The sequence below is a fragment of the Stenotrophomonas sp. YJH_SMC_4 genome (genome assembly GCF_059371575.1).
The window spans coordinates 32,492-44,342 of record NZ_JCAFUR010000008.1 but is presented as its reverse complement, the minus strand read 5'-3'; the positions used below and the strand labels follow the sequence as shown (position 1 = coordinate 44,342).

The window sequence follows — 11,851 nt, the reverse complement described above, 5'->3', positions numbered from 1 at the left end:
TCAGCCCTCGTGGCGACGCGATTGGAGTTGGGCGACCAGCGCTTCCAGCTCGGCCAGTTCGTTGTCGCTGACCTGCTGGCGCTGCGACAGGTAGGCCACGAACGGCGACACCGAGCCCTGCAGGGTGTTGTCGACGAACTGGGCCACGGCACCCTGCAGCACGCTCTGCGGGCCACGGGTGGCCTGGTAGCGGTAGACGCCGTCCTGCTGCCGGCGCTGAAGATACCCCTTCGCCCGCAGCCGCTCCATCATCGTCAGCACGGTGGAACGGGCCAGGCCGCGGGCCTCGCCGTAGCCACTGGCGACCTCGCCGACCGTGGCCGGCGCATGTTCATCGATGTACTGCAGCAGGGCCAGTTCCTGGTCCCCGATGGTCTTGCCACGCATGACACCACTCCCTTGACTACACGTGTCGTCACTGTCAGCTTGACGACAACTGTAGTCAATCCCCCGGAAGTCATGAGCCGACGAACGGTAGGCACCACCGAGCGCTTAAACCTTTGACCCGCCCACTGCATCCGATCCGCAACGCCCCGCTGGAATTCCGCATGTCCCGCCCAATGCTCCGAGTCCTGCTCATGCTCATCAGTGCACTGCCCTTCGCCGCCATCTCTGCCAGCCAGGACCAGGCCAACGACCAGACCCGCCGCCTGATCCGCCAGATCATGCTGGAGCAGCGCATCCCGGGATTGCAGATCGCGGTGGTCAAGGACGGGCAGACCTTGTTGTCCGAGGCCTACGGGCTGGCCAACGTGGAGAACGGTGTGCTTGCCTCGCGCGACACCCGCTTCCCGCTCAATTCGGCCACCAAGGCGTTCACCGGCGTGGCCGCCGCGCAGCTGGCCCAGCAGGGGCAGCTGGATCTGGACGCGCCGGCCTCGCGCTACCTGGATGACCTTCCGCCAGCGTGGAGAGACGTACGCGTACACCAGCTGCTGGCGCATACCTCCGGCCTTCCCGACATCCTTGATGCGAAGGGACTGCTGGGCGGTGGCTCAGAAGCGCAGGCGTGGGCGGCCGTCACGGCGCAGCCGCTCGAAGCCGAACCCGGGCAGCGCTTCGCCTACAACCAGACCAACTACGTACTGCTGGCACGAATCATCGCAAAGCAATCCGGCATGCCCTACGAACGCTTCCTCGCCACCGGCCAGTTCAGCAGCGCGCGCATGGCCCGCACCACCTTCGGCGACAGCTACGACCTGATTCCCGATGCGGCGACGATGTACAGCCTGGCCCCGCGTGCCACCGACGCTGCGGATGCACCGTCCCGCCTGTCGCACTGGTTCTACGACATACCGCCTTCGCTGTGGGCCGGTGGCGGCATCCTCACCACCGCCGACGACACCGCGCGCTGGCTGGTCGCGCTGACCGAAGGCCGCCTGCTGCCGGAGACCGCCCTGCGGCGGATGTGGAGCGCAGAGCGCCTGGCGGATGGCCGTGCCGGCCCGTGGGCGGGGGGCTGGCCGGTACTGCGCGCATCGCCCGACCTTCAGGTGGCCGGTATCGGCGGTGCGCGCTCGGCGTTCGTGGTCTATCCCGAGCGCGGCGTGGCGGTGGTGGTGCTGACCAATCTTGTCGGTGCCAATCCGCAGCAGTTCATTCCACGCATTGCCGATTTCTATGCGCGCGATGCCTCAACGCCCAGTCACGAACGGGTCGCCCCTGCACGGCAACAACGGGCTGTCATCGCAGGGCCATAGCCCGGCCGGCACGGTCCTGGCCACTTCGAAGTGATCCTGGTTCCAGCGCAGGAAACCGCCGTGGATGGCATTGCCATGGTCGAAGCTGCGCGCATCGTCGGCCAATGGCTGCTCGGGGTCGGCTTCGGCCACCCAGCGCACCACCGGCACCTTGTCCAGCTGCCCGATGAAGGCGAACAGATCGCCCGCGCCCCTGGCCTGGTAAGCCGTCATCGTCGCCGTATCAGGCAGCTCGGCCTGCGCCAGCAACGACGCGGTGACATCCTGCAGCGGTGCGGCTCCCTGTGCGATGTAGGCGCGCATGCCCGTGGTGGTTGCTGGGCAGTCCTGCAGCTGCACGAGATACCCGGTGGTACCGCCATTGCTGGAGAACGAGCGCATCCAGTAGCGGAAACGCGGTCCGCTGCGATCGGTGACCATGAAATCCTGCTGGCCGCCCTGCGCGGGAATGGAAAGCACCTGCGCATTGCCGGCACTCTCCACGTTGCACTTCAACTGCACCAGCACCCGCCTGGCCGGTTCGGGCAGCGCAGCGTAGCGGCCGCCGGGATGGGCGCTGCCGGAAGCTTCCGGCAATGCAGGCAATCCGCGTTCAGTGGTTCCTGCCTGCGCAGGCAAGGTCTCCGGTTTCGCCTCAGGTTTCGCAGCGGGTTCGACCGGCACGGCGTGCTCCCCGACGGGTGCGCATGCGCTGCACGCCAGCAGCAACACCCACGGCAAACCGGACATCAAGGGTAGACGGACCATCCTTCAACGTCCTCCCATCGCGGGTGCTTCGTGCTGCTGTGCCGGCGCGGGCACGGGTGCACCCTGTTCGCGCGCTTGCTGCTGCAGCTGGCGCAGGCTGGTTTCCACCGCAGTCTCGCGCACCTCGGCTGCGTTGACGCCTGCGCGCACGGCCGCCGGGTCGCCCGGACTGCCCTGCACCAGGAACAGTGTCTCACCCGCAGCGCGGCCGCCACTGGGATTGCTGGCCACGATCTGGTCGACCCGGGTGATGCCTGCGGCCTTCGCTTCGCGCAGCATCACCAGGCTGTAGTCATCGGTGTGCTCGGCGTAGCGCCCGCCCAAGGCCTGCAGGTGCGTGCTGATCTGCTGCTGCAGGGCGTGGTCGCGATGCTGCGGCTGCCGGGGATCGTCATTGGCCGCGAGCGGCGTGTCCTGTCCCAGCCCGCGCGCCTGGCCCGGCGCAACCGAGGTCAGCACATACTGCCAGCGGTTCTGCCCGGGGGTGCCGCGTACCGTCGCCACGAAGTCGTCGTACTCACCGCCGCCAATGGTCTGGCAGCCCGCCGAATCGGTATTGGACCGGCTGCCACGATGGATCTTGAAGGTGTCGTTGAGGTCCTGCACGCCCTGGGTATCGCGCGCATCGAACCAGCCATCGCCATTGCTGTCGCGCTCCACCCGTCCAGCGCCGGCGGTGATGGCCGCCTGCGAAGGGCGCAACGCGAACTCATCGGGATGGCCGTTGCGCGGATGCGTGGTCGCGCGCATCTCGGTGGTGCCTTCGCCCAACCGTCCAAGATCCTTGACCCGGTCGCCGTTGACGTCCTCGCCCTCGGTCTTGGTACGCGGCGCCACGTTGCCGAAGCCAGGGCTGCGTGGCGTGGTCTTGGCGTGTCCGTCGTACTGGGCGGTCGGTTCTGTCGTGGCCTGGTTGAACTCGCGCACATGGCCGTGGCCCTGCGCATCCTTCCACAGCACCACGATGCGGTCGTCGTAGACACCACGTCCTCGCGCCTCGGTGGTGCGGTTCTCGTCGCGCAGCCCCAGCACCACGCGATCCTGCGTGGCCATCGCATCGTTCGCTGCGGCGTTGCCGCGCTGAGCCACGATACTGCCATAAACGTCGTACTGCTGGGCCTGGCTCAGGCCCGCAGTCTCCGCGGCGTCGGGCATGCGCGGTGGGCGCGTCGCGTCGCTCAGGCGATCCAGCATCGGCTTGACCGTGGCCGCGTCGGTGGCGGATACGCCACCGCTCCGTCGCAGCGCCTCAAGCTCGGTGGCGCCCCGCGCCGCGATGTAGCGATCCAGCGATTCCTGCACCACCGCACGCTGGCCGTTGTGCAGGGCCTCCAGGCGGGCGGCCGCGCCACGGGCATCGTTCTGCCGCAACAGGGCGACGACTTCATCGGCCGCTGCGCTGATATCCATCTCCGGCATGATCTTTCCCTGAACGTGATCGGTATGGGAGTCCAGCCTACCCCACCGCACCGGCGCAGCCGTTGACACACGCCACACACCTGCGCGAAGCCCCGTTCAGCAGACGCCACGCCGTAGTGCTGTTCACCCGCGTGGCCCGCCCATCACCGGCAGGATCACCCCGCTGATGTAACTGGCACAGGCCGGCGAGGCCAGGAACACGTAGGCCGGCGACAGTTCCTCGGGCTGTGCAGGCCGGCCCATGTCGCTGTCCTTGCCAAATTCCGCCACGTCCCGCGCCGGCTTGTCGGCCGGGTTCAGCGGCGTCCATACCGGCCCCGGCGCCACGCAGTTGACCCGGATGCCGCGCGGCAGCAGCTGGCTGGCCAGCGATTTGGTGAACGCGTGGATCGCGCCCTTGGTCGCCGAGTAATCGATCAGCGCCTTGCTGCCGAAGATTCCCGTTTCCGAACCGGTGTTGATGATGCTGGCGCCCTCGCCCAGATGCGGCAGCACCGCGCGCGCCATCTGGATGTACCCGCCGATGTTGGTCTGCAGGGTCTCCTGCAGGTGCGCGTCTTCCAGGTCTTCCAGCCGCTCGCAGTGCAGCTGGAACGCGGCGTTGTTGACCAGGATATCGATGCCGCCGAACGCCTTGGCCACCTGCTTCACCGCTTTGTCGCAGAAGCGCGGATCGCGCACGTCACCGGCGATCACCACGCAGCGACCGCCTTCGCGCTCCACGTGCTGGCGGGTGATGTCCGCGTCCTCGGCTTCGTCCAGGTGCAGCACGGCCACGTCGGCACCTTCGCGTGCGAACAGCACCGCCACCGCGCGGCCGATGCCGGAATCGCCACCGGTGACGATCGCACGCATGCCCTGCAGTTTGCCGCTGCCGGTGTAGTCGGGTGCAAGGAAACGCGGCGCCAGCTCCAGTTCGTGTTCGTGCCCGGGCTTGGCCAGCTGCTGCGCCGGCATCGCCTCCGGCTGGCGTCGTGCTCCGGCCTGGGTCGCGGTCTTCTTTGTTGCCTTCTTGGCCGCGCGGGCGTCCTTGGCCTTCTCCTGGTCCTGCAGGCGCCGCTGCCGTGCCGCAACGCGGGCGGCGCGGGGATCGCTGGCGGCGGCCTTGCGGGTTGCGGTCTTCACCACGCGCGGGCGACCGGGGTCGGCGATGGTCCTGGTTGCAGTGCTGCCTTTGCGCACCTTGGGTGAGGCTTTGCGGCGGGCGGGGGTTTTCCTGGTGGTGGCCATGCAGGTCTCCTCGGGGGAATGGGATTGCCGGCCAGCGGCCGGCACTACCGGGCGCATGCGCCGCAGTACCGGGGGCGGCATCCGCCGCTCCTGCAGTGTCTCCACCCCTGCTGTTGGCGGCAGTGAGCGCGCCGTGTCCATGATGTGCACGGCATTCATTCCGCCACCACGTGCGCCGTCGCACCCTGCACGCAATCACACAAGGAACGCCTTCATGAAACACGCCATCGCCACCGCCGCCGTCTGCTTTGCCCTCGCCGCCTGCAGCAGCACACCGGTGGCCCAGGTACAGCCGATCGACGGTGTGATTTCCGGCCAGTGCCACAGCGACAGGGTGCGCGGCGCGCTTGGCCTGGCCGCGTCGGACGCCACCGTCGCACGCGCACGGGTGGACAGCGACAGCCTGCACGTACGGGTGCTGCGCCACGACGGCCCGCGGGTGCCGCCGGCCAGCGAAGGCGGCGACCGCCTGACCATCGAAAAGGGCCGCACCAACAACATCACCGCGATCTACTGCGGCTGAGCCGGCGCGCCCTGCGCAGCACGCGCAGGGTCGCCTGTTCCCACTGGCGCGGCCCACGCAGGCCGGCCAGCGTGGCCAGTTCGCCGCGCTCCCAGCCGGCGAACACGCAGGGGTCGATATAGGCCTTGCGGCACACCGCCGGGGTATTGCCCAACAGCGACGCCACTTCGCACACGACCGCGCGCTGTGCCTGCGCCAGCGCGCGCTGGCTGGCCGGTTCCGGCAGTTCGGTGGCGGCAAACGCCTGCACCGCCGCAACCGTCCCGCCCCAGGTGCGGAAATCCTTGGCAGTGAAGTCCTCGCCCATCACCTCGCGCAGGTAGTCGTTCACCGCGCCGGAGTCGACCGGCTGCAGCGCACCGTCGTCATCGCGGTACTGGAACAGGGCCTGCCCCGGCAGCTGCTGCAGGCGCCGCACCAGCAGCCCCAGCCTGCGGTCGCCCACGGTGACCTCCTGCAGCTGCCCGGACTTGCCGCGGAAGCGCATGCGCACGCGGCCACCGCGCAGCAGCTCCAGATGCCGGTTTCGCAGTGTGGTCAGTCCGAACGAACGGTTCTGCTGCGCATAGGTCTCATTGCCGACCCGCACCAGCGTGTCCGCCAACAGTGCGACCACCATGGCCAGCACCTTCTCCTTCGGGAAACCGGGGCGCTTGAGATCCCGCGACAGCCGCCGCCGCAGCGTAGGCAACGCCTCGCCAAAGGCGATGATGCGGTCGAACTTGCCGGCATCGCGCTCCCTGGCCCAATCGGGGTGGTAACGGTACTGCTTGCGACCGCGCGCATCACGACCGGTGGCCTGCAGGTGGCCGTTGGCATGGGCGCAGATCCACACCGCGGTGTAGGCCGGTGGGATCGCCAGTGCGCGGATGCGTTGCAGGGTGGTGGCGTCGCGTATCGCGTGGCCATCAGCATCGCGGTAGCTGAAGCCCTTGCCGGCGCGGCGCCGGCTGATGCCCGGCTGGGTGTCGTCGACATAGCGCAGGCCGGCCGCGCGCGCTGCCTGTCGTTCGGGGGTGGAGGGAGTTGGCATGGCTCCAGTGTCGCCGTCGCCATGCCGCGATCCTGTCGATAACACAAGACAAACACGTGAGGGCCGGTTCGCCGCTATGCTCGGGTCTTCACAACCCCTTCCGGAGTCATGATGTCGTTCCCGATTCGCGCCCGTTCGCTCTCCGCCCTGTTGCTGCCGGCCGTGCTGGCCCTGACCGCCTGCCAGGCACCGGCGCTGGATGAACAGGATTCGGCCACCGCCCACGCCCAGCAGGCCGCCGAAGCAGCCAAGGCGCCGGCCGACGACGCCGGCAAGGCCACCGAGGCTCCGCCGGTCGGCACCTGCGATGCCAGCCAGGTACAGAGCCTGGTCGGCCAGGCCTACACCGATGCCCTCGGCAAGCAGGCACAGGAAGATGCAGGTGCCAGCCAGGTGCGCGTGCTCAAGCCCAATGATGTGGCCACGATGGAGTTCCTCGGCGACCGCCTGAACATCGAAGTGGACGACAAGGGCGCCGTCAGCGGCGTGCGTTGCGGCTGAGTCCCGCCCCGCGCCGGCACTGGGTTGCCGGCGCGTTCCGTTGCACCTGCAACCGTGTATTGCGGCGTTGCAGCAACCTGTGATCTAGTCGAGGCATCCGGTGGCCTCACGATGCGCTCCAGGGAATGAGCGGGGACGAGTGTCGCCGCCAACCCTATACGCATCGAGGTAGAGATGGCCCCCCGCAACCGCCAAGGGCTTTACGACCCGCGCTCCGAGCGCGATGCCTGTGGATTTGGCATGGTCGCCCAGCTCGACGATCAACCATCGCGCCTGTTGGTTGATACCGCCATCGCCGCGCTTTCGCGCATGACCCACCGTGGCGGTGTCGCCGCCGATGGCCTGACCGGTGATGGCTGCGGCCTGCTGCTGCGCCGCCCCGATGCGTTCCTGAAACTGCTGGCGAGTGAGGCCGGCATTGCCGTCGCCGCACGCTTCGCGGCCGGCCTGGTATTCCTGCCGCACGACGCCGATGCGGCGCAGGCCTGCCGCGCGCAGCTGCAGGCGCAGGTGGAAGCGGTGGGCTGCAAGGTCGCTGGCTGGCGCGAGGTACCGACCGACGACAGCGTCTGCGGCCAACTGGCGCGCGACACGCTGCCGCGCATCGAGCAGGTGTTCGTCGATGCCGGGGTTGGCCAGGATGATGCCGGCTTCGCACTGGCGCTGTTCCTGGCCCGTCGCCGCAGCGAACAGCAGCTGCGCGAACACGCCGACTTCTACGTCGCCACCCTCACCCCGGATGCGATCAGCTACAAGGGCATGGTGCTGCCGGACAAGCTCAGCCGCTTCTTCCCGGACCTGCAGCGCCGCGAGCTGGCCTCCAGCGCGATCGTGTTCCACCAGCGCTTCTCGACCAACACGCTGCCGCGCTGGCCGCTCGCCCACCCGTTCCGCATGCTCGCCCACAACGGCGAGATCAACACCATCGAAGGCAATCGTCGCTGGGCGCAGGCGCGCAGCAAGGTGTGGAAGACGCCGCGCTTCGATATTGGTGAATTCGACCCGGTCATCTCCATGCACGGTTCGGATTCGCAGAGTCTGGACAACATGCTGGAGCTGATGGTCGCCGGTGGCATGGAGCTGATCCAGGCGCTGCGCATCCTGGTGCCGCCGGCCACCCAGTCGCTGGAGTTCAAGGACCCGGACCTGGCCGCGTTCTACGAGTTCCACGGCCTGAACAGCGAGCCGTGGGATGGCCCGGCCGGCATCGTTGCCTGCGACAGCCGCTACGCCGTCTGCACCCTCGACCGCAACGGCCTGCGCCCGGCGCGCTGGATGCTGACCGCCGACCGCCACTTCCTGGTCGCCTCCGAGGCCGGCGTGTGGGAAGTGCCAACCGAGCGCGTGGTGCGCAAGGGCAAGCTCGGCCCCGGCGAGATGATCGCCATCGACCTCAAGCGCGGCGACCTGCTCGACTCCGACGCGGTGGACCGCATCAACCGTGGCCGCGCGCCGTACAAGCAGTGGCTGCAGCAGGGCGTGACCTACCTGCAGACCGAACTGATCGACCCGTCGCTGGTGGAAGAGCCGTTCGACGAAGCCACCCTGCGCAGCTACCACAAGCTCTACCAGCTCAGCAGCGAGGAAGTGGAGCAGGTGCTGCGTCCGCTGGCCGAGACCGAGCAGGAAGCCACTGGCTCGATGGGCGATGACACGCCGATGGCGGTGCTGAGCCAGCGCAGCCGCCCGCTGTACGACTATTTCCGCCAGGCCTTCGCGCAGGTCACCAACCCGCCGATCGATCCGCTGCGCGAAGACTGCGCGATGTCCCTGTCCACCCAGCTCGGCAAGGAGACCAACATCTTCCATGCCGGCCCGGAGACGGTGAACCACGTCATCCTCAATTCGCCGGTGCTGAGCCAGCGCAAGCTGCGCCAGCTGCTGAAGATGGAGCAGTACGTGCAGGCCAACCGCCTGCTCGATCTGTCCTACAGCGAAGACGAGGGCCTGCGCGCCGGCATCGAGCGCATCTGTGCCGAGGCCGAACAGGCCGCGCGCGATGGCATGGTGATGCTGCTGCTGTCCGACCGCTACCCGGTGGCCGGACGCCCGATGGTGCATGCCCTGCTCGCCACCAGCGCCATCCACCACCACCTGTCGCGGCTGGGCCTGCGCTGCGACGTGAATCTCATCGTCGAGACCGGCACTGCGCGCGACCCGCACCACATGGCCTGCCTGCTCGGCTTCGGTGCCACCGCGGTATACCCGTACCTGGCCTACCAGACCCTGTTCGACCTGGGCCGCCGTGGCATCCTCAAGCTGAGCAAGGGCGGTGAGCAGTCGCAGATCGGCCGCCGCTACCGCAAGGGTGTCTACAAGGGCCTGTCGAAGATCATCTCGAAGATGGGCATCTGTACCGTGGCCAGCTACCGCGGCGCGCAGCTGTTCGAGATCATCGGCCTGGAACCGGAAGTGGTGGACCTGTGCTTCCCGGATACCGCCTCGCGCATCGGTGGCGCTGGCTTCGCGCGCCTGGATGCCGACGCACGCGAGCTGTGCGCACAGGCCTGGGACGCGCAGCAGGACGTGGACGTGGGCGGCCTGCTGAAGTACGTGCACGGCGGCGAGTACCACATGTACAACCCGGACGTGGTCACCACCCTGCAGCGCGCGGCCCGCAGCGGTGACCCGCGTGCGTGGCAGCAGTACTGCGATGCCGTGCATGCACGTCCACCGTCGGCGCTGCGCGACCTGCTGGAACTGGTGCCGGCGGCCACGCCGGTAGCGCTGGACGAGGTGGCTCCGGCCAGTACCCTGTTCCCGCGCTTCGATACCGCGGCGATCAGCCTGGGCGCCTTGTCACCTGAAGCGCACGAGGCACTGGCGATTGCCATGAACCGCCTCGGCGGCCGCAGCAATTCCGGCGAAGGCGGTGAGGATCCCGCCCGCTATGGCACCGCAAAGCGCAGCAAGATCAAGCAGGTGGCCTCGGGCCGCTTCGGCGTCACCGCCGAATACCTGGTCAACGCCGAAGTGCTGCAGATCAAGGTCGCGCAGGGCGCCAAGCCCGGCGAGGGCGGCCAGCTGCCGGGCCACAAGGTGAACGAACTGATCGCGCGCCTGCGCTATGCCCGGCCCGGGATCGGCCTGATCTCGCCGCCGCCGCACCACGACATCTATTCGATCGAAGACCTGGCGCAGCTGATCTACGACCTCAAGCAGGTCAACCCGACCGCGCTGGTGTCGGTGAAGCTTGTCAGCCATGCCGGCGTGGGTACGATCGCCGCCGGCGTGGTCAAGGCCGGTGCCGACCTGATCACCATCTCCGGCCATGACGGTGGCACCGGAGCCTCGCCGGTCAGCTCGATCCGCTATGCCGGCGTACCGTGGGAGCTGGGCGTGGCCGAAGCGCACCAGGCGCTACTGGCGAACGACCTGCGCGGGCGCACCCTGCTGCAGACCGATGGTGGCCTGAAGACCGGACTGGACGTGGTCAAGGCCGCGCTGCTGGGCGCGGACAGCTTCGGCTTCGGCACCGCGCCGATGATCGTGCTGGGCTGCAAGTACCTGCGTATCTGCCACCTCAACAACTGCGCCACCGGCGTGGCCACCCAGGACGAGCGCCTGCGCGAGAACCACTTCACCGGCCAGCCCGAACGCGTGGAGAACTTCTTCCGCCTGCTGGCCGAGGAAGTGCGCGGCTGGCTGGCGTACCTGGGTGCACGTTCGCTGGAAGAGATCGTCGGCCGTACCGACCTGCTGCGGCAGATCGAGGCCGCGCCGCGTGACGGCGTGCGCGTGGACCTGTCGCGCCTGCTGGCCGATGCCCGTTACGAGGGCAGCCACTGCGCCGCGCAGCGCCTGTACGAATCGCCGGACAGCCTGGCCACGCAGATGGACGGCCTGCTGGCGCCGGCCATCGAGCACAAGCGTGGTGGCGAGCATCGCTTCCTGATCCACAACACCGACCGCAGCATCGGCACCCGACTGGCCGGTGCGGTGGCGCGCGCGCACGGCAACCAGGGCATGGCCGAGGCGCCGCTGGAACTGCGCTTCCGTGGCAGCGCCGGGCAGAGCTTCGGCGCGTTCAACGTGGGCGGCCTGCATCTGGAAGTGGAAGGCGAAGCCAACGACTACGTCGGCAAGGGCATGGCCGGCGGCCGTCTGGTGGTGCGCCCGCCGCGTGGCGCGCGCTTCGAAGCGCGCAGCACCGCGATCATCGGCAACACCTGCCTGTACGGCGCCACCGGTGGCGAGCTGTTCGCCGCTGGCCGCGCCGGCGAGCGTTTCGCGGTACGCAATTCCGGCGCGCTGGCGGTGGTGGAAGGTGCCGGTGACCACTGCTGCGAGTACATGACCGATGGCGTGGTGCTGGTACTGGGCAAGGTCGGCCTGAACTTCGGTGCCGGCTTCACCGGTGGCCTGGCCTACGTGCTGGACGTCGACCGCGATTTCGTCGACCGCTACAACCACGAGCTGATCGACATCCATCGCGTCTCCGCCGAGGGCTTCGAGAACTACCGCCAGCACCTGCACCGCCTGATCGGCCGCCACCGCGAGCTGACCGGCAGCATCTGGGCGCAGCAGATCCTGGACGAGTTCCGCGATTACATCGGCAAGTTCTGGCTGGTCAAACCGAAGGCCGCCAGCATCGAGTCGCTGACCGAAACCCTGCGACGCGCCGCGTAACCGTAGTGCCGGCCGCTGCCGGCAACCCAGGACCACGTAGTGCCGGCCGCTGGCCGGCGACCGCAAAAC

At 68.5% G+C, this 11,851-nt stretch carries 9 protein-coding genes; 4 read left to right on the top strand and 5 right to left on the bottom strand.

Annotation, left to right across the window (positions count from 1 at the left end):
* Nucleotides 1–387 (bottom strand): BlaI/MecI/CopY family transcriptional regulator, encoded by a 387-nt coding sequence (locus tag AC5P9F_RS13345; RefSeq protein ID WP_005407516.1) that lies wholly within the window; start codon nucleotides 385–387, stop codon nucleotides 1–3.
* Between the two features lie 191 nt (nucleotides 388–578).
* Here AC5P9F_RS13345 and AC5P9F_RS13340 point away from each other — a divergent pair, with 191 nt between their 5' ends.
* Nucleotides 579–1,700 carry a serine hydrolase domain-containing protein gene (locus AC5P9F_RS13340; RefSeq protein WP_100438215.1) on the top strand — a complete coding sequence of 374 codons (1,122 nt, stop codon included), beginning with the start codon at nucleotides 579–581 and terminating at the stop codon, nucleotides 1,698–1,700.
* Here AC5P9F_RS13340 and AC5P9F_RS13335 read toward each other — a convergent pair.
* The 3 genes from AC5P9F_RS13335 to AC5P9F_RS13325 all read right to left on the bottom strand — a co-directional run bounded on the left by AC5P9F_RS13335 (nucleotide 1,635) and on the right by AC5P9F_RS13325 (nucleotide 5,096).
* Nucleotides 1,635–2,276 (bottom strand): hypothetical protein, encoded by a 642-nt coding sequence (locus AC5P9F_RS13335; protein WP_224119323.1) that lies wholly within the window; start codon nucleotides 2,274–2,276, stop codon nucleotides 1,635–1,637. The two genes, AC5P9F_RS13340 and AC5P9F_RS13335, sit on opposite strands and share 66 nt — an antisense overlap.
* A gap of 174 nt (nucleotides 2,277–2,450) precedes the next feature.
* The gene (locus AC5P9F_RS13330) at nucleotides 2,451–3,866 is read right to left on the bottom strand and encodes an XVIPCD domain-containing protein (protein WP_100438151.1); all 1,416 of its coding nucleotides are present in this window, start codon (nucleotides 3,864–3,866) and stop codon (nucleotides 2,451–2,453) included.
* A gap of 123 nt (nucleotides 3,867–3,989) precedes the next feature.
* Complete coding sequence (locus AC5P9F_RS13325; protein ID WP_100438152.1) at nucleotides 3,990–5,096, bottom strand: SDR family oxidoreductase; 1,107 nt, start codon at nucleotides 5,094–5,096, stop codon at nucleotides 3,990–3,992.
* 214 nt (nucleotides 5,097–5,310) lie between these two features.
* On the opposite strand from AC5P9F_RS13325, the gene AC5P9F_RS13320 reads away from it, so the two are divergent.
* On the top strand, nucleotides 5,311–5,619 hold the full coding sequence (locus AC5P9F_RS13320; RefSeq protein ID WP_005407511.1) for a putative periplasmic lipoprotein: 309 nt from the start codon (nucleotides 5,311–5,313) through the stop codon (nucleotides 5,617–5,619).
* Here the strand turns inward: AC5P9F_RS13320 and AC5P9F_RS13315 are convergent.
* On the bottom strand, nucleotides 5,597–6,652 hold the full coding sequence (locus tag AC5P9F_RS13315; protein ID WP_005407510.1) for a DNA topoisomerase IB: 1,056 nt from the start codon (nucleotides 6,650–6,652) through the stop codon (nucleotides 5,597–5,599). The genes AC5P9F_RS13320 and AC5P9F_RS13315 overlap by 23 nt on opposite strands.
* 111 nt (nucleotides 6,653–6,763) lie before the next feature.
* Between AC5P9F_RS13315 and AC5P9F_RS13310 the strand changes: the two genes are divergently transcribed.
* On the top strand, nucleotides 6,764–7,153 hold the full coding sequence (locus AC5P9F_RS13310; RefSeq protein WP_005407509.1) for an I78 family peptidase inhibitor: 390 nt from the start codon (nucleotides 6,764–6,766) through the stop codon (nucleotides 7,151–7,153).
* Nucleotides 7,154–7,327: 174 nt separating this feature from the next.
* Entirely contained in the window at nucleotides 7,328–11,782 is a 4,455-nt protein-coding gene (gltB, locus tag AC5P9F_RS13305) for a glutamate synthase large subunit (RefSeq protein ID WP_100438153.1), read from the top strand.
* Nucleotides 11,783–11,851: the final 69 nt, after the last annotated feature.

Coding starts and splice junctions, on each gene's coding strand:
- AC5P9F_RS13325 (WP_100438152.1), bottom strand. CDS start 5,096: ATGGCCACCACCAGGAAAACCCCCGCCCGCCGCAAAGCCTCACCCAAG.
- AC5P9F_RS13330 (WP_100438151.1), bottom strand. CDS start 3,866: ATGCCGGAGATGGATATCAGCGCAGCGGCCGATGAAGTCGTCGCCCTG.
- AC5P9F_RS13320 (WP_005407511.1), top strand. CDS start 5,311: ATGAAACACGCCATCGCCACCGCCGCCGTCTGCTTTGCCCTCGCCGCC.
- AC5P9F_RS13345 (WP_005407516.1), bottom strand. CDS start 387: ATGCGTGGCAAGACCATCGGGGACCAGGAACTGGCCCTGCTGCAGTAC.
- AC5P9F_RS13310 (WP_005407509.1), top strand. CDS start 6,764: ATGTCGTTCCCGATTCGCGCCCGTTCGCTCTCCGCCCTGTTGCTGCCG.
- AC5P9F_RS13315 (WP_005407510.1), bottom strand. CDS start 6,652: ATGCCAACTCCCTCCACCCCCGAACGACAGGCAGCGCGCGCGGCCGGC.
- AC5P9F_RS13340 (WP_100438215.1), top strand. CDS start 579: ATGCTCATCAGTGCACTGCCCTTCGCCGCCATCTCTGCCAGCCAGGAC.
- gltB (WP_100438153.1), top strand. CDS start 7,328: ATGGCCCCCCGCAACCGCCAAGGGCTTTACGACCCGCGCTCCGAGCGC.